We start from the raw sequence: 20,662 nt of genomic DNA, 5'->3' as shown, positions 1-20,662 counted from the left end.
GGTCATTGCTCCTGCTGGTTGTCCATGTCTGCGCCGGTCGGTTCCTGCTCCAGCCACGTACGTATCACGTCCAGGAGATGGTCCAGGTCCACCGGCTTGGTGACGTAGTCCGATGCCCCGGCTTCCAGGCTCCGTTCGCGGTCGCCCTGCATCGCCTTCGCGGTGAGCGAGATGATCGGCATGCCGGCGAACTGCGGCATCTCACGAATGGCGCGCGTCGTCGCGTCACCATCGAGTTCCGGCATCATGATGTCCATCAATACCAGGGCAATGTCCTCGTTGGCCTCGAGTTTCTCGATTCCTGCGTGCCCGTTGTCGGCGTAGAGGACCTCCAGGCCGTGCGCCTCCAGCGCGCTGGTCAGCGCGAAGACGTTGCGGACGTCGTCGTCGACGATCAGAACCCGTTTCCCGCTCAACGCGGCCTCACGTTCGGGATCGTCGCGCGTTTCCGGCTCGGCCTGGTCGACGCCCTCGACCGACTCGTCGGCGGCCTTGAGCACCGGAACCGGTGGGGCGTCCTCCGGCTCCTCGCCGACGATGCCCTCCTGCACGTCCGGCGGCGAGATCTCGGCCGGGCTGTCGGGAATCTCCGTATCACCCTCGGTGAGCGGCTCCGGGCGCGACTCGTTCAGCCCCGCGACGGGCTCCAGCGGGTCCTCCATACGGTCGGTGGTTCCCTCGGGCAGCCGCACCGGCAGCAGCAGGGTGAACGTGCTGCCCTCGCCGTGGACACTCTGCACCCGGATCTCGCCGCCGAGCAGCTGGGCGAAGTTCCGGCTGATGGACAGGCCCAGACCGGTGCCGCCGAAGCGCCGGCTGGCGCCGCCGTCGCCCTGGTGGAACGCCTCGAAGATGACCTGCAGCTTGTCGTCGGGGATCCCGATTCCGGTGTCGGTGACCGAGAACGCGATGACTTCCTCGTTCTCGCCGAACATGTCGAGGTCCGCCTCATCGAGCGCCCACGCGGGCTCGATGAGCATCCGCACCTCGCCGGAGGTGGTGAACTTCACCGCGTTCGACAGCAGGTTGCGCAGGATCTGCTGCAGCCGCTGCTCGTCGGTCAGCAGGTAGTTCGGGATGTCCGGAGACACCTCGACGGCGAACGCCAGCCCGCGTTCGCTGGTCATGGGCCTGAACGACGCCTCGACGTAGTCCACCAGCCGCCCGATCGACACATCGGTGGGCTGAACCTCCGCGCGGCCCGCCTCGACCTTGGACAGGTCCAGGATCTCGTCGATGAGCTGCAGCAGGTCGCTGCCCGCCTTGTGGATCGTCTGGGCGAACTCCACCTGCTTGGACGTCAGGTTCTGTTCGGAGTTGTCGGCCAGCAGCCGCGCCAGGATCAGCAGGCTGTTGAGCGGAGTACGCAGTTCGTGCGACATGTTCGCCAGGAACTCCGACTTGTACTTCGAGGACACCTGCAGTTGGTGCGCCCGGTCCTCCAGCGAGCGCCGCGCCCGTTCGATCTGGCGGTTCTGCAGCTCGATCGCGCGGTTCTGGCTTGCCAACTGGCCGGCCTTGCTGTGCAGCTCGGCGTTCTTGCGCCGCAGCTCCTCCTGCTGGCGCTGCAGCTCGTTGGAGCGCTCCTGCAGCGCGGTCGTGAGCTGCTGGGACTGCACCAGCAGGTACTCGGTCCGGGTGTTCGCCAGGATCGTGTTGATGGTGGTGCCGATCAGCGTCACGAGCTGGCGCAAGAAGTTCAGGTGCACTTCGCGGAACTCGCTGTAGGACGCCAGCTCGATGACACCGAGCGCGCGGCCCTCCGAGATGATCGGCAGGATGGCCAGGGTCAGCGGCGGCGCCTCGCCCAGCCCCGACTCGATCCGCACGTAGTCGGAGGGCACGTTGGTGATGATCATTTCCTTCTTCTGCGCGATGACCTCGCCGGCCAGTCCGGTGCCGGCCCGCACGCGGCGCCGCGGCTCGTTGGGCTGGAAACCGAAGCCGGCGTAGAGCCGGAACGACTCCTCCTCGCCCTTCTCCTCGGGCAGGTAGCAGGCTCCGTGCTGCGCCTCGACCAGCGGAGTCACCTCGGTCATGATCAAGCGGGCCAGCTCGTTGAGGTCGCGGTGGCCCTGGATGAGCCCGGAGATCCGGGCGAGGTTGCTCTTCAGCCAGTCCTCGTCGCGCTGCGCCGCCGTGGTCTCGCGCAGGTTGCTCACCATCAGGTTGATGTTGTCCTTGAGCTGCTGCATCTCCCCGCGGGCGTCGACCTGGATGTTCTGCGTCAGGTCGCCCCGGGTGACCGCGCTGGCCACCTCGGCGATGGCGCGGACCTGGGTTGTGAGGTTCCCGGCCAGCTCGTTCACGCTGTCGGTGAGCTGCTTCCAGGTGCCGGAGACGCCGTCGACCTTGGCCTGCCCGCCGAGTTGGCCCTCGCTGCCGACCTCGTGGGCGACCCTGGTCACCTGGATGGCGAACGCCGAAAGCTGGTCGACCATCGTGTTGACGGTGTCCTTGAGCTCCAGCATCTCACCCTGGACGTCAACGGTGATCTTCTTGGTCAGGTCACCATTGGCCACGGCGGTGGTGACCTGGGAGATGTTGCGCACCTGGCTGGTGAGGTTGTGCGACATCGAGTTGACGTTCTCGGTGAGGTCCTTCCAGATGCCCGAGACGCCCTTGACGTTGGCGCGGCCGCCCAGCTCGCCCTCGGTACCCACTTCCCTGGCCACCCGCGTGACCTCGTCAGCGAAGGCGGAGAGCTGGTCGACCATCACGTTGATGGTGTCCTTCAGTTCCAGGATCTCGCCCTTGGCGTTGACCGTCACCTTCTTGGTGAGGTCGCCGCGCGCCACGGCGCGGGTGACGATGGAGATCTGCCGCACCTGGTGCGTGAGGTTGTTGGCCATGGAGTTGACGTTGTCCGTGAGGTCCTTCCACACTCCGGAGACGTCACGGACGTGTGCCTGGCCGCCGAGTTTGCCTTCGGTGCCCACCTCGCGCGCCATCCGGGTGACCTCGTCGGCGAACGACTCCAACTGGTCCACCATCGTGTTGACGGTGTCCTTGAGCTGGAGCATCTCCCCCTGCGCGTCGACCGTGATCTTCTTGGTGAGGTCGCCCTTGGCGACGGCGGTGGTGACCTGGGAGATGTTGCGTACCTGGTAGGTCAGGCTGTTGGCCATGGAGTTGACGTTGTCGGTCAGGTCCTTCCAGATGCCCGACACGCCTTTGACGTTGGCGCGGCCGCCCAGCTTGCCCTCGGAGCCGACCTCGCGGGCCACCCGCGTGACCTCGTCAGCGAACGAGTCGAGCTGATCGACCATGGTGTTCACGGTTTCCTTCAACTGCAGCATCTCGCCCTGCACGTCCACCGTCACCTTGCGCCCCAGGTCACCCCGGGCGACGGCGGTGGTGACCTGGGAAATGTCACGCACCTGGTTGGTGAGGTTGTCCGCCATGGAGTTGACGTTGTCCGTGAGGTCCTTCCAGATGCCCGAGACGCCCTTGACATTGGCGCGGCCGCCCAGCTTGCCCTCGGTGCCCACCTCGCGGGCCACCCGCGTGACCTCGTCAGCGAATGTCGAGAGCTGGTCCACCATGGTGTTCACGGTTTCCTTCAGCTCCAGCATCTCGCCCTGCACGTCCACCGTCACCTTGCGCCCCAGGTCACCCCGGGACACTCCGAAGGTGACCTCCGAGATGTCGCGCACCTGCGCGGTGAGCCGGGACGCCATCTGGTTGACCGACTCGGTGACGTCGCGCCAGGCGCCGGAGACACCCTCGACCCGGGCGCTGCCGCCCAGCTTGCCCTCGGTGCCCACCTCGCGGGCCACCCGGGTGACCTCGTTGGTGAACCCGTGCATCTGGTCCGCCATCCGGTTCACCGAGGTGGCCAGCCTCAGTAGGTCGCCCTGGAGCTCGCCGTGCCGGCTGCTGAGGTCGACCCGTTGGGACAGGTCGCCGCCGGCGACGGAGTCGAGGATCTGCGCGACCTCGGTCACTGGCTCGTTGACCTCGTCGAGCAACTGGTTCAGCGCCTGCACGCTCGTGCTCCACGCGCCCCGGGCGGGGCTGATGGAGATCCGCTCGTCGAGCCTGCCCTGGCTGCTCACCACGCCGCCCACGCGCTGCAGCTCGCTACTGAGCTGGTCGCAGTGGTCCAGGACCTCGTTGAACACAGTGGCGATCTCGTCGTGCGCTCCGCCGTCCGGCGTGCTCAACCGTACGCTGAAGTCGCCATCGCGCATTCTGTACAGGGCATCGAGAAGCTCGTCCATCCGTGCTTCCGACGCCGACTCTCGGGTCGCTTCGGGCATGGGTCCCCTCCTCCGCATCTCGAACGCCGGTAACCCCGTCCACCGGGATCAGGGGATATACCGCTCCGCTGGGGTGCGGGGTATCTCACCTCGGCTTGGTCTCCACCGCGGCCACCTTGACCGTACTGTGTCGCTCGGTGGCCGCGCCGGACAGACCGCGGTGCATTGGATCAATCGGCTGGCTGCTCAACTACACGGACGTTCTGACATCATGACTGCGTTGTCCCCGCTGTGCATATGGGATGCGACCGTTACTTCACCGCCGGGCCAGCACACGACGACCTGACAGGGGTATGGGCCAATCGTAGTAACGACACAGTGCCCATCCGCCCTATTCGAGCCGAAGGAATCCGTACGGCTGCACAATGCCAGATGACACGATGAAGGTCTCCCACCGGGAATTCTCGCCCGCTCCCGAGACCGCGGGCGAGGCGCGTGTGTTCGTCCGGGAGAAGCTGCAGGACTGGGGGATCGAGCACTCCTCGGACGACATCATCCTGCTCGTCAGCGAGCTGGTTACGAACGCGGTGGTCCACGCGGAGAGCACGCTCGAGCTCACGGTACGGCGGCTACCGGACGCCGTCGAGGTGGTCGTCGCCGACCGGACCCCGGAGCGCGCTGTGCCGCGGGTCGGGCCGCTGACGGTGGACGCGTCCACGCAGGGCGAAAACGGGCGCGACGGCGGCCTCGGCCTCGCGCTGGCGGCGGCGATCGCCTCTAGTTGGGGTGTCAGCTACAGCAAGGAGGACAAGGCTGTCTGGTTCCGGGTCGAGGACGAGAAGCCCGAGAACGGCGACACCACACGGACCGCCCTCTCCCCGCCGGACCCCGTTCGTCCACACCGCCGCCGCCCGGCGCGCCCCAACCCCTGGGCGTCGCTCGACGCCGCGCTCAGTGCCCGGCTCCCGCTTCCCGAGCTGCTCGACCGCACCGTCGAGTACGCGCGCTCCGCGTTGGGCGGGGACGCCGCCTACATCGCGCTGGCCACTACCGACGAGACCGAATGGGAGGTGCGGACGGCCACCGGGTTGTCGAGCGGCCCGTGGCGGCCGTTTCGGAGCCGCACCGAGGAGACCTTCCCGTCGGCGGCTCCCGAACCGGGTCCGGTGATCAACGACGACCTGATGATCGCCCGGGCGCACCGTGGCCGCCTCGCCAAGGCCGGCATGCGCTCGCTGGTGACGGCGCCGCTCATCGTGGAGGGGCGGATCACCGGTCTGATCGGCGTCGCCTCGCGCCGCATCCGGCACTTCGGGAACACCGCGGCGCGGCGGCTCCAGGAGGGCGCCGACCGCATGGCCCTGCCCATGGAGCGCGCCCGGCTGGCCGAGGTGGAGCTGGCGCGCCGCGCGTCGCTGAGCTTCCTCGCCGAGGCCAGCGACCTGCTCACCGGAACACTCGACGAGCAGATGACCGCGGCGCTGGCCGCGCAGCTCGCGACGTCGCGCCTCGGTAGTTGGTGCGCTGTGCACACCACCACGGAGCTGGGCGTCTCCAAGCTGACCCACACGATGCACCGCAACGAGAACTACAACGACATCCTGCAGACCCTGCTGGCAGCGCTGCCACCGCCCGAGCAGCGCGAACCGCGCCCGCTGTGGTCCCGGGGCCAGCTCATCACCGCCGGACTCAACGACGAGCTGCCGCTGGAGCTGGCCGAGGGGCCGGCCATCAGCATTCCGCTGGTCGCGCACGGCCAGACCCTCGGCCGGCTCTCCCTGGGCAAGGACCCCGACGACGAGTTCACCCGCGAGGACGTGGACGTCGCCGACGACCTCGCGCACCGCGTTTCCTCAGCGATGGAGAACGCCCGCCTGTACGCGGGCCAGACATCGATGAGCGAGGCGCTGCAGCGGAGCCTGCTCCCGGCGAAGGAGAAGGAGCCGAACATCCCGGGCGTGGACCACGCGGTGTTCTACCGCTCGGCCGACGAGCGCACCGTGGTCGGCGGCGATTTCTACGATGTGTTCGCCACCGACGGCCGCTGGTGCTTCGCGATCGGCGACGTCTGCGGCACCGGGCCCGCGGCGGCCGCCGTCACCGGCCTGGCGCGGCACACGCTGCGGGCACTCGCCCGGGAGGGCTTCTCACCAGCGCACATCATGGACCGGCTGAACCTGGCGATCCTCGACGAGAACACCTCGACGCGGTTCCTGACGATGCTGTACGGGGAGATGAGCCCGATCGGCAAACCCGGCGAGGGAATGCGCATCCGGCTGGTGTCGGCCGGACACCCGCTGCCGCTCCGGCTGAACCGGGTCGGCGAGGTGACCACGGTGGGCACCTCCCAGCCGCTGCTTGGCGCGTTCGAGGACGTCGGGTTCTACACCGAGACCGTGGAGGCCACGCCCGGCGACGTCCTTCTCGCGGTCACTGACGGGGTGACCGAACGCCGCTCCGGTGACGACATGCTCGGTGACGAGGGTCTGCAGCGCATCTTCTCCGGCTGCTCCGGCCTGACCGCGCAGGCCGTCATCAGCCGCATCGACCGCGACCTGGAGGAGTTCGCGCCGGGCGGGCACACCGACGACACGGCGATGCTGGTGCTGCGGCTGCTGTGACCCGCCTGCGCGGTCAGCCGACGCGGCGCGAGCGGGACAGGGTCCGCCTACCGAGCGCCACGGCGATCAGCCCCACCACCACGGCCACGACGCCCCCGCCCAGCCCGTTGCCGGTGCCGAGGCCGCCCTCGGCGGTGAGGATGACCAGCCCGCCGAGTGCCACGGCGATCAGCCCCATCACCTGGGCCACCAGGGCCCCGCGCCGCCCGTCGCCGGTGCCGATACGACCGGCGGAGCGGGCCAGCGCCAGCCCGCCGATGACCACACCGACCAACCCCGCCAGAGCGGCCACGATGGCCCCGATCCGCCCGGCGCTCATGGCGTAAACACTGGCGGCCGCCGGCTGGACCGAGGCGTGCGCGGCCTCCGGCGCGGCGAACCCGAAACCTCCGATCAGGACGGCTCCGGCCGCGGCAAGCATGAATCGGACTGACATGAGGTGCTCCTTCTCCTACGACTGGATGTCGCCCGATCATCTCCGCCGGACCCGGCGCCGGTCGTCCAGCGGATGCGGGCAATGCGTACTGCCGCCGATGCCGCAGAGGCCGCGAAGGTACTGCGTGCGCGGTAGTCGGCCGATCATCCGCGCGCGGGAGTCGCCCGCGCGCACATCCGGCTAAGGTGCACACATGAGTACGGGACGGCCCGGTGTCCGGGCCGGTGCCAGAGACTGGGCGATCGCCGGCTGCGTGGCGGCGATATTGCTGGTCACCGGACTGTCAGGGGAGCACTCCGCCGCGAACCTCGACCTGCTCGGCTACGCGCTGCTGACGGCTAGCGGCCTGGCGCTGATCGCGCGCCGCCGCGCGCCGGTTCCCGTCCTGGCCGTCACCGGGCTGTGCGCGGTGGGCTACCAGGCGGCCGGTTTCGACATGCCTGCCGTCGCGTTTCTGTTCGCGGTGTACGCCGCCGTGCGGGCGGGGCACCGCATCGTCACGGTGGCGGCGAGCGTGACCCTGCTGGCCGCCCTCCCGCTCGCCGCCATGGCCTCGGGCCTGCACGACACGGGCGAGGCGTTCGCGCAGGCCCGAGGCGCCCTCGAAGTGGCCTGGCTGATCGCCGCCGGCGCCGCGGGGGAAGCGCTGCGGCAGGCCGAGCAGCGGGCGGACGAAGCGGAGCGCACCCGGGAGGAAGCCGCGCGGCACCGCGCCAATGAGGAGCGGCTGCACATCGCGCGGGAGCTGCACGATTCGCTCACCCACCAGATCTCCGTCATCAAGGTGCAGGCCGAAGTCACCGTCCACGTGGCCCGCAAGCGGGGCGAACAGGTTCCGGAGGCCCTGCTGGCGATCCGGGAGGCCGGTCGTGAGGCGGCCCGGGAACTGCGGGCGACCCTGGAGGCGCTGCGCGACGACGGAACGAACCCGCCGTATGGGCTCGACCACGTCCCGACCCTGGTGGAACGGGCTCAGACGACCGGCCTGGACGCGAAGCTGACAATCGGGGGACAACGACATGCCGTGCCGGCCGCGGTGGACCGCACCGCCTACCGGATCGTTCAGGAGTCGCTGACCAACATCGCCCGCCACGCCGCCGCCGCGACCGCGTCGGTCTGGATCGACTACCGTCCCGACGCCCTGGTAATACGGGTCGATGACGACGGCGGGGCCGCGCCGGACACCGACCCGGTGCCCGGCGTCGGGCTGCTTGGGATGCGCGAACGAGTCACCGCCCTCGGCGGTCGCCTGCGGGCGGCACCGCGCAGCGAGGGTGGCTTCTCCGTACACGCCGAACTTCCCGTGGACCGAACGCCATGATCCGTGTCCTGCTGGTCGACGACCAGCCGCTCATTCGCAGCGGGTTCCGCGCGCTCCTTGACACCGAGGACGGCATCGAAGTGGTGGCCGAGGCCGCCGACGGGGACGAAGGCCTGGCACTGGCCAGGGAACACCTGCCCGATATCGCGCTCATCGACATTCAGATGCCGGTCATCGACGGCATCGAGGCAACACGGCGCATCGCCGCGGACCCGGCACTGGCCGGGGTGCACGTCGTCATCCTGACCAACTACGGCTTGGACGAATACGTCTTCAACGCGCTGCGCGCCGGCGCGGCCGGATTCCTCGTCAAGGACGTCCAGCCGGAGGACTTCCTCCACTCCGTACGCGTCGCCGCGCGCGGCGACGCCCTGCTGGCACCGTCGATCACCCGCCGGCTGATCGACCGGTACGTAACCCAGCCGCTCAACACCGGCACCGGCACGGGGTTGGAAGAACTGACCACCCGCGAGCGCGAGGCCGTCGCCCTGGTCGCGCAGGGCCTGTCCAACGACCAGGTCGCCGACCACATGGTGATCAGCCCGCTGACCGCGAAAACCCACATCAACCGGGCCATGACCAAGCTGCACGCCCGCGACCGCGCCCAACTCGTGGTCCTCGCCTACGAATCCGGCCTGGTGACCCCGCCCAGCTCCTGAGAATCCCCAGCGAGAAGCTCAGCGCCCGCTTCCGTGTCCGCCCCGCGGTTCGGGGCCGCGCTCACGGCCGTCCGCGAGATCAGGGCCCACGCACCGCCACGTCACCCTCGCCGCCCAAGGGGTGCACGGGGTCTCGCCGCGCGGTGCGGCCCCGCGATCCTCAACCGCCGCGCCTGGAGCGCTCGGACAGCTCGTCGAACCGGGTGACCTGCGCCAGCGGCACCCCTGTTCGATACGCGGCCCGGGCGAGCGCGTAACTTCCCACCGCGGCGGTGATGAACTGCAGTGCTATGGCCACGACCGTCTTGACAGCCGCCGCCACATCGGGCATCAGCAGCACGGTCCCCACCAGTGTGCAGGCGACCCCGAGGCTCGCGGCCTTGGAGACAGCGTTCATCCGGTTGTAGGCGTCGGGCAGCCGCAGCAGCCCGATCCCGGCGAGCAGAGTGAGCGCCACCCCGATCGCGATCAGTACGCCACCCGCGATCCCCCACATGTCAGCTTCCTTCCGCGCCGCCCACGAGCCGCGCCAGCCAGACCGTGGAGATGAAGGCCGTGAGCGTGCCCGCGAGCACGACGTCGAACACCCATGTGCTGCCGACCCGCAGGCCGACCAGGGCCGCGGCACCAATGAAGACGAAGAAGCACAGGTCGGCCGCGATGGCTCTGTCGGCCGCGGTCGGACCGCGGACGAGCCGGATGACTCCCATGATGAACACCGCGCCGAGTACGGCCAGCGCCAGGTCGACCAGCGTCATGGGGCGCCTCCCTCCTCTCTGGTGTTCGGGTTGCGCGCCGGGGTGGACCGCCAGGCCGGCGGCTCGTCCGGCCGTCCTTCGAAGCGCAGCACGTCGAGGATCCGGCACTCCAGCTCGTCGAGCGTCTCCCGGAAGGAGTCCGGGTCGCCGGCGTGCGAGGCGTGCACGTAGAGCGTGGGCGGGTCCCGCCTGATCGCCAGGGTCAGGGTTCCCGGTGTGAGGGTGATCAGGTTGGACATCGTGACGATCTCCAGGTCAGTGCGGCAGCGCAGCGGCACCTCGGTGATGCCCGGCGCCAGCGCGGAGCCCGGCGTGGCGACCTCCCAGGCCACCGTCGCGTTCGCGAGGACCAGCTCCCATCCGAAGTAGAGCGCGAACCCGGCGAGCCGGCCCAGCCAACGCACCGAGCCGGTCAGCAGTGGCAGCACACCGCTCATTGGCCGGCCACCTCCTCCACATACGTCGCGGTGTCGACCAGTCCCTGCGCTGCCTGCTCGGTCATGGCCAGCACGGGTTCGGCACCAGGGCCCATTCCCAGCGAGATCAGCGTCAGCAGCAGCGCGGGCACGATGAGCACGGGCCGCACCCGCGGCATCTCGGCGAGCGACATCGACCGGTGCCGCTGTGCGCCCTCCTTGGGCATCCGCCCCCAGAACACCCAGTGCCAGATCTTCAGCACCGACACGAGCGCCACGAACCCCACCACGAGCGCCGTCGCCGCGGCGACGTACTGCCCCTCGGCCACCGCGGCCCGAATGACGGCGAACTTCGCCACGAACCCGGAGAACGGCGGCACACCGGCCAGCGAGAACGCCGCGCCGAGGAACGCCGCGGCCAACAGGGGCTCGCGCCGGGCCACCCCGCCGAGTTCTTCGAGGTACTGGCTGCCGTAGGTCACCAGTACGGCTCCGGTCGACAACAGCAGGGAGGCCATTACCACCATGTGGTGCACCAGGTAGAACATCCCCGCGGTGATCCCCATCGGGCCGAACAGCGCCACCCCGAGGAGGACGTAGCCGATGCCGCTGACCATGTTGAAGATCAGGATCGTGCCCGTTGTGGACTCGCCGACCGCACCGAGTACCCCGACGGCCATGGTGATGGTGGCGATGGTCACCAGCACGACGAGGTAGCGCGGGTCGCCGTCGTAGACAACAGCGTAGATCCGGTAGACGGCGTAGACGGCGACCTTGGTGTGCAGGCCCGAGAACAGCGCCGCGACGGCCGGAGAGGTGTTCGGGTAGGTGTTCGGCAGCCAGCCGTACACCGGGAAGGCCGCGGCCTTCACAAGAAAGGCGATCAGCACGACGCCGGCGGCCACCGCCATGGCTGGACTCTCCCGGCCCGATCCGGCGAGGTCACCGAGGTTCACCGTCCCCGCCAGTCCGTATACCGCGGCGATCCCGATGAGCAGCACGGTGGACCCCAGCAGGTTGACCACGGCGTACAGCCGCCCCGCCGCGATCCGCGAGCTGCGCCCGAACACACTGATCAGCACGTACGACGGCGCCAGCATCACCTCGACGAACACGAACAGGTTGAACAGGTCGGCGGTGAGCAACGCACCGCAGACACCCCCGTACAGCACGAGGACCAGCGGGCCGAAGAACCGGTTCCGCCCGACATCGGTGGCCGCCGCGAACGCGACACAGACCAGGGTCACCAACGCCGTCGCGGTCAGCATGAGTGCGCTGAACAGGTCGACCGCGAACGAGATCGCGATTCCGCCCGGCCACGACCCGACGTCGTGCGCGAGCACCCGCCCGTCGCGTACCACTCCGGCCAAGCTCGCGTTGCCGGCCAGGAGCGCGATCAGCACCGCGACGAGCATGGCGCGCCGCGGGAACCGGGTACCTCGGACCATGGCGAGCACCGCCGCGGCCAGCAGCGGGACCGCGACAGTCAGCGGGAGCAGGGCGCCGGTCACCGCGACCGCTCAGTGTCGTCGTCGCTGCCGTGCTCCGACCCGGCGAGGGCAAGCAGGTACACGGTGACGCCGAACGTGATGACGATCGCCGTCAGCACGAACGCCTGCGGAAGCGGGTCGGCCATCCGTTCCGGGTCGGCGGTCCCGACGATCGCCGCCTCCCGGAGCCACGTCCCCCCGGAGGACAGCAGCAGCAGGTTCGCGGCGTGCCCGAGGAGCACGAATCCGAAGATGACACGCACGAGCCCGCGTTGCAGAAGCAGGTAGACACCCCCGGTGACGAGGATGCCGATGCCAAGGGCCACGGTCATTGGGTTCCTCCGTTCCGGTTCGCCTCTTCGCTGGCGCGCCCCGCGTCCTCGTACCCGGCGTCCCCGTACTCCGGCACCCCCGGCCCGGCGGAGTTCCCGCTTTCCTCCCCGTAGGGCGTGCTCGGGCCGCCGCGCGCCAGGTCGGCCGAGAGACCATGCCCCAGGCGGCGCAGCGCCGTAACGACCAGCCCCACGACGATGAGGTACACCCCGACGTCGAAGATCAGCGACGTACTGCCCTTGAGGGTCACGCCCAGCACCTCCACCTCGCCGTGGAAGGGGTGCAGGAAGGAGCCGCCGGCGAGCCCCAGAGCGCCGTCGGCCACCGCGATCGCCAGGCCCGCACCGACGAGGCCGACCGAGGGCCAGTTGCGCGACGCGTGGTCCGGATGCGGCGCGGAAACGTAGGCCAGGGCGAGGCCGGCCCCGGCGACGAGAGCCGCGATGAACCCGCCGCCCGGCGCGTTGTGCCCCCGGAACAGGAGATAGAGGGAGAGCACGACGATCACGGGAGCGAGTATCCGCCCGAAGATCGTGAGGACGATGGCGTTGTCGGCCCGGTTCTCGATCGGGCTGGACCGCGGCAGCTTGGTGGACCGCAGCCGGCCCGGAAGCAGGGGCGTGCTCTGCGCGAGGGCCGCGATCCCGATCGCGACGGCCACGAGGACGGTGACCTCGCCCAGCGTGTCGAGCGCGCGGAAGTCGACGAGGATGGTGTTGACAACATTCGTGCCGCCGGTTTCCTCCTTCGACGCGCCCAGGTAGTAGTCGCGGATCTCCGACGGTCCGCGCCGGCCGGTGAACGCCAGGGCGAGCGCGGTGGCGGCCGCTCCCGCCGCGAGAGCGACGCCCGCGGACACCCCGGCCCGCAGCCACCCGCTCGGGTGGAACCGCGCGGGGAGCCGGCTCAACGCGAGGACCGCCACCGCTACGGTGAGGAACTCGATCAGCATCTGGGTCATCGCGAGATCGGGCGCACCGAGCATCAGGAACCACACCGCCACGACGAACCCGATGACACCGAGCAGACCGATCGCGCCGACACGGGACGAGGTGACCGCGATCGCCAGCACAGCCGCCGCCAGGACGGCGACGACGGTCCAGTCCTCGGGCTGGGAGGAACCCGGCAGGCGCTGCGCGAGCGGGACACCCCACCACAGGCCGGCCGCGCCCAGGACGAGCAGGCTCAGCAGGATCGGCGGCACCTGGACGATCGGAGAGAGGCCGCGGCTGGGCGCGCCCACACCGCTTCCGATCCGCACCAGCGCCCCGTGGCACCACTCGAAGACGCTCACCCCGCTGAACGGCAACCGGCGCCGCTGCAGCCACCGGTCCACCGGACCGCGGGCCCAGAACAGCGACAGCCCGATCGCGATGGTCAGCGCCGACATCAACAGTTCGGGCGAGAGACCCGGCCACAGCTCCAGGTGGGGGTCGCCCTGGACGAGCCGGGTGTCCAGGACCACCTGCTCGACCAGCGGGGTGAGGGTCGAGACGGCGATCCCCAGGGCGATGCCGAGCAGGGCGGTGATCGCGGCCGGGATCCGGAACGGCCAGGACGGCTCGGTGAGCCGGCGCTGCACGGTAGGTCCGCCGAACGCGCCGTACAGCAGGCGCACCCCGTAGGCGAAGGTGAGGACGGCGGCGCCGACCGCCAGCCCGGCCAGGGCCCAGCCCACCCACTCGGGTCCGTGGAAACCGATGAAGGCGGCGTATATCTTCTCCTTGCTGACGAACCCGAGCGCCGGCGGGATACCGGCGAGCGACATCGCCGCCAGACCCATCAGGGTGGCCGTGACCGGCATGACCCGCCACATCCCGCCCAGCTTGCGCACGTCCCGGCTGCCGGCCTCGCGGTCGATGATGCCGACAAGCATGAACAACGTCGCCTTGAAGAGCGCGTGCGCGATCGTGTGCAAAGCGGCGGCGCCGAGAGCCTCCGGGGTGCCGATGCCGACCAGCGCGGTGAGGAAGCCGAGCTGGCTGACCGTGGAGTAGGCCAGCAGCGCCTTGAGGTCGTGCTGCTTGAGAGCGAGGAACGCGCCGACGATGGCGGTCAGCAGCCCGACCCCGACGAGCGGGACTGTCCACACCAGCTCGCCCGCGAAGGCCGGGGAGAAGCGCATGAAGAGGTAGACCCCGGCCTTCACCATCGTCGCGGCGTGCAGGTAGGCACTCACCGGGGTGCTGGCCGCCATGGCGTCGGGCAGCCAGAAGTGGAACGGGACCTGCGCCGACTTGGTGAAGCCGGCGACCACGAGCAGCAGCGCCACCAGCGCCGTGAAGCCGGGGTTTCCGGCCCAGTCGATCTCCCGCAGGATCACGCTGATCTGGGAGGTTCCGGCGGTGACGGCGACCAGGACAACCACCGCGAGCAGCCCGAGCCCGCCCAGCACGGTGACCAGCAAGGCCCGTCGTGCGGGGGCCGCGGCCGCCAGACCGGCGTTCCCGATGAGGAAGAACGAGCAGACCGACGTGAGCTCCCAGAACAGGAACAGCAGCACCAGGTCGTCGGCGAGGACCAGGCCCAGCATCGACGCGGCGAACAGGGTCAGCAGCAGATAGACCCCCGCGTGCGCGCCGTGGCCGAAGTACCGCGTGCAGTACGCCATGATCAGGGCGCCCACACCCAGGATCAGCAGCGCGAACAGTAGCGAGAGGCCGTCGAGGCGGAGCGCGAAGACGGCGTCGAGGCTTGGAAGCCACGACCACTGCACGATGACCGGCCGGTGGTGCACCACCCCTGACCCGGCCGCCGCCACGAAACCCGCCAGGACCAGGAACACCGCCGCGAGCGGCCATCCGGCGTCCCGCCCTAGCCAGCGTTCGAGGAACGGGGCCAGCGCCGCGGTGACAACCAGCGCGGCCAGCACGAGGACCAGAATCACCCGACGTCCCCCTAAGCCTCTCGACGCACCACTCGCGTGCGGCTGTGCCCTCCTTTCGCATCGGTACCGGCCCGCGCGTCCCGGGCCCGTTGGGCCTTAGGGGGTGGGGGGTGGTCGCGCCGCGCGGGCGCCGGCCTAGAGCCGGCGCGTTCGCGGGGGGTCACCGCAGAGGAACACCTCTCGGCGGTGCGGGGGTGGCTCTACCGACGGTGGCCGCCTCGGGAGCCATGAGACGGAAACAGTTGTGCGGGACACACCAATAACCACGGCAAGCGATCCCCCCAACGTCTCCCGGCCGTGCGCCGATCCCCCGTATGGAGACGTAGGGACGTGCTACCCCGCGATCCCCAGGAGCCAAACAACCAGCGCCCAGTGTGCGCCGACCTTGAGCATTCGGTTCCTTGAACAGCGGGTGGGCCAGCCCGCGGAGATCGTTTCGGGTGCCCGGTGGTGGCGCATCCGACGAGGGCGGCGACAACGACGCAGGGTTCCGGGGAGCTGCCTGGTTTCGCCCGGCACGGGGTTCGGGACCTCTGCTACCCGCCCTCACATGTCCGCTACGTCCGGTTTCTGCGTCGATCTTGAGGATTCCGTTCCTTCATAGCGGCTTGAAGGCACGGAATCCTCAAGATCGACGCACAGATTTTCCACAGACCAGACATAGCGGGCGCGCGGAACACCCCCCGGATACCACCGCCGTCGCTGCCCTCGTTGGGCGCGCAACCATCGGGCACCCGCACCGACTATCGCGGGCTGGCCCACCCACCGTCCTCGCTGCCCTCGTCGGAGGCGGCACCACGTACCCAGCGCAGCGATGTGCGCCTTCCGGACCATCCGCCCCGGTCCCCGCGGCACCCTCGCCGCTCTGCCAGGCGCGCGCACGGTGGGCGAGCGGCACGGGACGAAGTACTACTGGCAGACCGGTCAGAGCCACCCCATGTCCCGGGCGGTGTGGATGGCGGCCAACCGGTTGCCGGTGCCGGTCTTGGCCATCGCGCCGGACAGGTAGTTGCGGACCGTGCCCTCGGTCAGATGCAGGGTCCGGGCGATCGCGCCGACATCCAGGCCGTCCGCGGCGGCGCGCAGCACATCGGCCTCGCGGCCGGTCAGAGGGCTCTCCCCGGCGGCCATGGCGGCCGCCGCCAGGTCCGTGTCGATGTAGCGGCCCCCCTCGTGCACCTTGCGGATCGCGCCGGCGAGCTGGTCCACAGGAGCGTCCTTGGCCAGGAAGCCGCGGGCGCCGGCCGCGATGGCACGGCGCAGGTACCCGGGGCGGCCGAAGCTCGTCAGGATGAGCACGCCGCACCCCGGCGCGGCGTCCCGCAGCCGGCCCGCCACCTCCAGACCGCCGGCGCCGGGCATCTCGATGTCCAGCACGGCGATGTCCGCGGAGTTCGCGCGCACCGCGTCCACCACCGCGTCGCCCCGGCCTATCTCGGCGATCACCCGCAGGTCGCTTTCGAGGCCGAGCAGGGCCGCGATCGCACCCCGCACGAGGTGCTCGTCGTCGGCCAGCACCACGCGGATCACCGGACCACCTCCGCACCGCTCGGGTTCGCGGCCCATTCGCTGCCGGAGGGAGGCGCGTCGCTGCTGTCCGCGCCATCCTGGACGGGCAGGACCGCCCGCACCAGAAACCCGTTGGCGCCGCTCGCGCTCGCCGTGAGGGTGCCGCCGGCGGCCGCCGCGCGCTCGGCCAGTCCGGTCAGGCCGTTGCCGAAGCGCACCGGGCTCTGACCGGCACCGCGTACGCCGTCGTTGTACACCTCCGCCACCAGAGTCCGCTCCTCGCGCCGCAGGGTGACCGCGCAGCGTGTCGCCGAGCTGTGCCGCAGCACGTTGGTCGCGGCCTCACGCACCAGCCAGGCGGCCAGGGTGCGCTGTTCGGCGGGTACGGGGGCGCTTCTGGTCTCGGCGGTCACCGCGCACCGCACGCCGGCGGCGGAGAGCACGGCGCGCACGCTGGCGATCTCGGCGTCGAGGTCCACGTCGCGGTAGCCGCTGACGGCGTTGCGAACCTCGCGCAGCGCGTCCCTGGCGAGCTGCTGCACCGTGGCCATCTCCCGCGCGGCCCGTTGCGGGTCGGGCTCGGCCAGTCGGGACGCCAGCTCACTGCGCACCGCCATCCCAGAGAGGCTGTGCCCGAGCAGGTCGTGCATGTCGCGGGCGAACCGCAGGCGCTCCTCACTGACGGCGAGCCGGGCCTGGGCCTCCCGGGCGGCCGTAGCCTCGGTGACGATGTCCCACAGCACGATGACCGAGGCGTAGCCGGACCACATCAGCCCGCATGTCACGAGGACGATTACGGACATGACGCCGGCGAAGAGGAGCACCCTGGGCGCTCCACCGTCGGGCGTGTGCAGCAGCACGGGAGCGGGGACCGTCGCGAGCAGCAAGACCAGCAGATACCCGGCCTTACGCCACCGGGACCCGGTCACACACACAGGGGCCGCCCACGCGATCGCGACCACTATGGTCCAGTTGTTCCCACCGAGGGGAGCCACCGTGCCGCCGAGCACGACAATGGACAGCGCGACATCGCGGTTGAGTGTCGTCTCGGGCCGGTCGATCCGGGAGCGCACGATACGCAGCAGCAGGAACGCCAGCACGACACTGCTCAGCACGCCCACGGCGGCGAGCACGACGTCGAACGGGTACGGTGCCCGGCTCGCGACCGGGGGGAGGTCGGACTCCAGCCACCACACTTGCGCCGCGGCCCCCAGCGCCGCGAGAACGCATCCGGGCTGCGCCAGGGCGACCGACGCGAGAACCACCCTGCGGGCGAGGACCAGACGCCTGCCGAACCGGTCCGCCGGGTTCGCACCATCGGACGGCGCGGGCGCGAAGACAGCCACCATGCGCTCCTTCTCATCGTCTCGGAGCAAAGCCTAGCCAGGTGCGGGCGGGCCGGCCCCGTCCGACCGGCCCGCCCCCTGCCCGCCGCCGCGGTCGCGTGCCCCCTTGACCACGACGGCGGAGCCTGGAGCGCCGGGCGGCTCAGCTCACCTGGCGCGGGTCCCAGCGGAAGTAGCGGAGCGTATAGACCGAAACCGCCAGCCACACCAGCAACAGGCCGAGAGAGGGCGCCGCCGCGACCCACAGCTCCAGCCCGGTCGCCGCGCTCGCCTCATCCAGGCCACCGGTGAGGTCGTAACCCAGGTACCCGGACTGGACCAGCTCCACGGCGGGGGCCATCGGCAGCAGGCGCAGGGCGTCGGCGACCCGGTCCGGCATCGATTCCAGCGGCACCATCAGCCCGCTGGCGGCGTAGAGGGACATGAACGGCAGCATCGCCATGAGCTGGGCGCTCTCGGCGTTGCGGGTGAACCGGGTGAACGCGGCGCCCACGAGTCCCATCATCACGGTGAGCAGCACGAGCGGCAGCACCACCAGGACCGGATCCGCCGGCCACACGCCGTAGCGCCCCGCCAGCAGCGCGCCGATGACCACGGTGAGCAGCCCCACCACGGCTAGGACGGCCAGGGTCGACGCGCCGAACAGCGCGAACGGCGTCACCCCGCTGGCGCGGAAACGTTTCAGGACTAGCTGCTCGCGCCGCGCGGCGTAGACGTTGGAGACATGCAGGATGCCCACGATCATGGCGACGAGCGCGAGGGTGCCGGCGATGTAGTGCACAGCGGTGTCGACGTCCGGCAGGACGTCCGTACCCTCCATCATGACGCCGATGAAGGCGAACAACAGCGGGAAGATGGCGATGTACAGCGCCATCCGATACCGGTAGAAGAGCGTGAGCTCGGTGCGGGTCAACCGCAGCAACTGCCGGACCGGGTTGATCGGGGTGCGGCCGGCCTGCTGGTGCGGCGCGGCCGTTTCAGAGAGCGTGCTGACCATTGGGGGCTCCTGTCGCTGCGGCGAGGGGTCGTCGGTGCGCGGGGCGCGCTGGGTGGTCAGGCGGTGGCGAGCTCGGCCACGCCGTCCTGCGCGGCCACGGAGAGGAACACGTCCTCAAGGGAGGCGGTGCGCAGCTCGAGCCGCTGCAGTGTCACGTCGTTGTGCCGCGCCCAGTCGAGCAGCTCGGCCATGGCCCGGTGGCCGCGCCCGGCAGTGTCGTCGCCGGTGACCACGTAGCTCACCCAGGGCTCGTTCTCACGGATGTCGGCCTCGGCCGCGGCCCCGGACAGGTCGGGCAGGTCGTCGAGGCGCAACCCGTCGGGGATCCGGAACCCGATGCGGTCGCCCCACCCGGTCAGCACCTCGTGGATCCGGCCGCTCACCCGGACCTCACCGGCGTGCATGATCGCGATCCGGTCGGCGAGCCGTTCCGCCTCCTCCAGGTAGTGGGTGGTCAGCAGCACGGCGACGCCACCGGCGACCAGGTCCTCGATCACCCGCCAGGTCGCGCGTCGGGCTTCCGGGTCCATTCCCGCGGTGGGCTCGTCCAGGAACAGCACCTCGGGCTGGGACAGCAGCGCCAATCCCAGGTCCAGGCGCCGCTTCTGGCCTCCCGAGAGCTGCCGTACGGCGACCCGCGCGCGGTCGGCCAGGCCGATGGTGCGCAGAACGGTGTCGCGGTCGAGCGGGTTGGCGGCGAGGTCGCGGGACAGGTCCACGGTCTCGGAGACGGTGAGCTCCCCGAAGACCCCGCTGTGCTGCAGCACGGCGTCGACGCGTTCGCGCAGGCTGGCGGGTTGCCCGAACGGGTCGGTGCCGAACACCCGCACCTCCCCCGATGTGGGGCGGCGGAACCCTTCGAGGGTCTCGATGGTGGTGGTCTTGCCGGCGCCGTTGGTTCCCAGCAGCGCGAACAGCTCACCGCGGCCGACCCCGAAGGAGACGCCCCGGACCGCCTCGAAGTCGCCGTAGCTCTGCCGCAGGTCGCGGACGCTGATGGCCGGGGCGGTGATACCGGTGCCCGTTCTGGCGGGGGAGATCTGCTGTGCCGAAGTCATGACCGAAGTCTCGCGTCCCGGCCGGTCCCGGGCGTAGACCCCGGTGTCACCGCCCATCCGTGGATTCCGCGGCCACCCACCCATGACAGGTGTCATGGGTGCGCGGCCGCGCGGGAGCGTACCGGCGTCACCCCACTTGGTACGCGAGTGTCACCACCAGGGTCGCGATTGCCAGGACAAGCACTCCGGCAGGCGGGCCGATCCGGAAGTCGCCGATCCTCAGGTGCGCGATGGTCGCGCAGACAAAGAAGAGCACGAGTCCTGTGGCGGCGGCGATGCCGAGCGGCGGTATGACGAAGCCGGCGAGCAGGCCGACCGTGGCGGCGAGGAACACCCAGCCGATGGGGCGTACCCAGGATGCGGACACACGCACCTGCTCGGCCGCGCGGAGGGGGATCGGATGGCGGATGAGGTCGAGGACCGCCAACATGGCCGTCGTCGCGGCGGCGATCAGGGTCAGTACGACGTAAGCGGTGAACAATGCGAGCCTGCCTTCCGGGTGGTCTGCGTGGGTTCGAGGACCGCGCCGGTCATGGCGGCGTACCGGCCGGTGAGATGCGAGTCCCCCGGGGGGGCTCCTGGCTCGCCGGACTGTTCGGGGATACTGGCGTGGAAGGCGCCGACCTCCG

The 20,662-nt window shown here is 70.3% G+C and carries 16 protein-coding genes; 3 read left to right on the top strand and 13 right to left on the bottom strand.

The window, feature by feature from the left end; genetic code table 11:
* Nucleotides 1-2 precede the first annotated feature (2 nt).
* Nucleotides 3-4,262 carry a HAMP domain-containing protein gene (locus tag F4561_RS01350; RefSeq protein WP_184573954.1) on the bottom strand — a complete coding sequence of 1,420 codons (4,260 nt, stop codon included), beginning with the start codon at nucleotides 4,260-4,262 and terminating at the stop codon, nucleotides 3-5.
* A 380-nt stretch (nucleotides 4,263-4,642) separates the two neighbouring features.
* Here F4561_RS01350 and F4561_RS01345 point away from each other — a divergent pair, with 380 nt between their 5' ends.
* Nucleotides 4,643-6,823, top strand: a complete 2,181-nt coding sequence (locus tag F4561_RS01345) for a SpoIIE family protein phosphatase (RefSeq protein WP_184583002.1) — start codon at nucleotides 4,643-4,645, stop codon at nucleotides 6,821-6,823.
* A 13-nt stretch (nucleotides 6,824-6,836) separates the two neighbouring features.
* On the opposite strand, the gene F4561_RS01340 is transcribed toward F4561_RS01345, so the two are convergent.
* Nucleotides 6,837-7,259: a DUF6223 family protein gene (locus tag F4561_RS01340; RefSeq protein ID WP_184573952.1), complete on the bottom strand. Its 423-nt coding sequence runs from the start codon at nucleotides 7,257-7,259 to the stop codon at nucleotides 6,837-6,839.
* A gap of 193 nt (nucleotides 7,260-7,452) precedes the next feature.
* Between F4561_RS01340 and F4561_RS01335 the strand changes: the two genes are divergently transcribed.
* Nucleotides 7,453-8,580, top strand: a complete 1,128-nt coding sequence (locus tag F4561_RS01335) for a sensor histidine kinase (RefSeq protein WP_184573950.1) — start codon at nucleotides 7,453-7,455, stop codon at nucleotides 8,578-8,580.
* Nucleotides 8,577-9,239: a response regulator gene (locus F4561_RS01330; RefSeq protein WP_184573948.1), complete on the top strand. Its 663-nt coding sequence runs from the start codon at nucleotides 8,577-8,579 to the stop codon at nucleotides 9,237-9,239. Before F4561_RS01335 ends, F4561_RS01330 begins: the two co-directional genes overlap by 4 nt.
* Before the next feature lie 160 nt (nucleotides 9,240-9,399).
* Here the strand turns inward: F4561_RS01330 and mnhG are convergent, their stop codons facing one another.
* From mnhG to F4561_RS01275, 11 genes are all read right to left on the bottom strand, one after another.
* Complete coding sequence (gene mnhG / locus F4561_RS01325) at nucleotides 9,400-9,735, bottom strand: monovalent cation/H(+) antiporter subunit G (RefSeq protein WP_184573946.1); 336 nt, start codon at nucleotides 9,733-9,735, stop codon at nucleotides 9,400-9,402.
* A gap of 1 nt (nucleotide 9,736) precedes the next feature.
* Nucleotides 9,737-9,997: an MrpF/PhaF family protein gene (locus F4561_RS01320; RefSeq protein ID WP_184573944.1), complete on the bottom strand. Its 261-nt coding sequence runs from the start codon at nucleotides 9,995-9,997 to the stop codon at nucleotides 9,737-9,739.
* Nucleotides 9,994-10,434 (bottom strand): Na+/H+ antiporter subunit E, encoded by a 441-nt coding sequence (locus F4561_RS01315; RefSeq protein ID WP_221445324.1) that lies wholly within the window; start codon nucleotides 10,432-10,434, stop codon nucleotides 9,994-9,996. Before F4561_RS01315 ends, F4561_RS01320 begins: the two co-directional genes overlap by 4 nt.
* Nucleotides 10,431-11,924: a monovalent cation/H+ antiporter subunit D family protein gene (locus F4561_RS01310; RefSeq protein ID WP_184573942.1), complete on the bottom strand. Its 1,494-nt coding sequence runs from the start codon at nucleotides 11,922-11,924 to the stop codon at nucleotides 10,431-10,433. The genes F4561_RS01315 and F4561_RS01310 overlap by 4 nt, the downstream gene beginning before the upstream one ends.
* Nucleotides 11,921-12,235, bottom strand: coding sequence for a sodium:proton antiporter (locus F4561_RS01305; RefSeq protein WP_184573940.1), 315 nt, complete (start codon nucleotides 12,233-12,235; stop codon nucleotides 11,921-11,923). The genes F4561_RS01310 and F4561_RS01305 overlap by 4 nt, the downstream gene beginning before the upstream one ends.
* Nucleotides 12,232-15,123 carry a hydrogen gas-evolving membrane-bound hydrogenase subunit E gene (gene mbhE, locus F4561_RS01300; RefSeq protein ID WP_184573938.1) on the bottom strand — a complete coding sequence of 964 codons (2,892 nt, stop codon included), beginning with the start codon at nucleotides 15,121-15,123 and terminating at the stop codon, nucleotides 12,232-12,234. The genes F4561_RS01305 and mbhE overlap by 4 nt, the downstream gene beginning before the upstream one ends.
* A 924-nt stretch (nucleotides 15,124-16,047) precedes the next feature.
* Nucleotides 16,048-16,653 carry a response regulator transcription factor gene (locus F4561_RS01295; protein WP_184573936.1) on the bottom strand — a complete coding sequence of 202 codons (606 nt, stop codon included), beginning with the start codon at nucleotides 16,651-16,653 and terminating at the stop codon, nucleotides 16,048-16,050.
* The gene (locus tag F4561_RS01290; protein ID WP_184573934.1) at nucleotides 16,650-17,981 is read right to left on the bottom strand and encodes a sensor histidine kinase; all 1,332 of its coding nucleotides are present in this window, start codon (nucleotides 17,979-17,981) and stop codon (nucleotides 16,650-16,652) included. Before F4561_RS01290 ends, F4561_RS01295 begins: the two co-directional genes overlap by 4 nt.
* Nucleotides 17,982-18,120: 139 nt before the next feature.
* Complete coding sequence (locus F4561_RS01285; protein WP_184573932.1) at nucleotides 18,121-18,975, bottom strand: ABC transporter permease; 855 nt, start codon at nucleotides 18,973-18,975, stop codon at nucleotides 18,121-18,123.
* Nucleotides 18,976-19,031: 56 nt separating this feature from the next.
* Complete coding sequence (locus F4561_RS01280) at nucleotides 19,032-20,033, bottom strand: ABC transporter ATP-binding protein (RefSeq protein WP_184573930.1); 1,002 nt, start codon at nucleotides 20,031-20,033, stop codon at nucleotides 19,032-19,034.
* A gap of 127 nt (nucleotides 20,034-20,160) precedes the next feature.
* On the bottom strand, nucleotides 20,161-20,514 hold the full coding sequence (locus tag F4561_RS01275) for a DoxX family protein (protein ID WP_184573928.1): 354 nt from the start codon (nucleotides 20,512-20,514) through the stop codon (nucleotides 20,161-20,163).
* Between the last annotated feature and the right edge of the window lie 148 nt (nucleotides 20,515-20,662).

Source organism: Lipingzhangella halophila (assembly GCF_014203805.1).
In the GTDB taxonomy this organism is placed as follows: domain Bacteria; phylum Actinomycetota; class Actinomycetes; order Streptosporangiales; family Streptosporangiaceae; genus Lipingzhangella; species Lipingzhangella halophila.
This window is presented reverse-complemented; position numbering and strand designations above follow the sequence as displayed.

What these genes read in the sequence shown, in the direction of transcription:
- F4561_RS01350 (WP_184573954.1), bottom strand. Translation starts at nt 4,262, where the DNA reads ATGCCCGAAGCGACCCGAGAGTCGGCGTCGGAAGCACGGATGGACGAG.
- F4561_RS01345 (WP_184583002.1), top strand. Translation starts at nt 4,643, where the DNA reads ATGAAGGTCTCCCACCGGGAATTCTCGCCCGCTCCCGAGACCGCGGGC.
- F4561_RS01340 (WP_184573952.1), bottom strand. Translation starts at nt 7,259, where the DNA reads ATGTCAGTCCGATTCATGCTTGCCGCGGCCGGAGCCGTCCTGATCGGA.
- F4561_RS01335 (WP_184573950.1), top strand. Translation starts at nt 7,453, where the DNA reads ATGAGTACGGGACGGCCCGGTGTCCGGGCCGGTGCCAGAGACTGGGCG.
- F4561_RS01330 (WP_184573948.1), top strand. Translation starts at nt 8,577, where the DNA reads ATGATCCGTGTCCTGCTGGTCGACGACCAGCCGCTCATTCGCAGCGGG.
- mnhG (WP_184573946.1), bottom strand. Translation starts at nt 9,735, where the DNA reads ATGTGGGGGATCGCGGGTGGCGTACTGATCGCGATCGGGGTGGCGCTC.
- F4561_RS01320 (WP_184573944.1), bottom strand. Translation starts at nt 9,997, where the DNA reads ATGACGCTGGTCGACCTGGCGCTGGCCGTACTCGGCGCGGTGTTCATC.
- F4561_RS01315 (WP_221445324.1), bottom strand. Translation starts at nt 10,434, where the DNA reads ATGAGCGGTGTGCTGCCACTGCTGACCGGCTCGGTGCGTTGGCTGGGC.
- F4561_RS01305 (WP_184573940.1), bottom strand. Translation starts at nt 12,235, where the DNA reads ATGACCGTGGCCCTTGGCATCGGCATCCTCGTCACCGGGGGTGTCTAC.
- F4561_RS01290 (WP_184573934.1), bottom strand. Translation starts at nt 17,981, where the DNA reads ATGGTGGCTGTCTTCGCGCCCGCGCCGTCCGATGGTGCGAACCCGGCG.
- F4561_RS01285 (WP_184573932.1), bottom strand. Translation starts at nt 18,975, where the DNA reads ATGGTCAGCACGCTCTCTGAAACGGCCGCGCCGCACCAGCAGGCCGGC.
- F4561_RS01280 (WP_184573930.1), bottom strand. Translation starts at nt 20,033, where the DNA reads ATGACTTCGGCACAGCAGATCTCCCCCGCCAGAACGGGCACCGGTATC.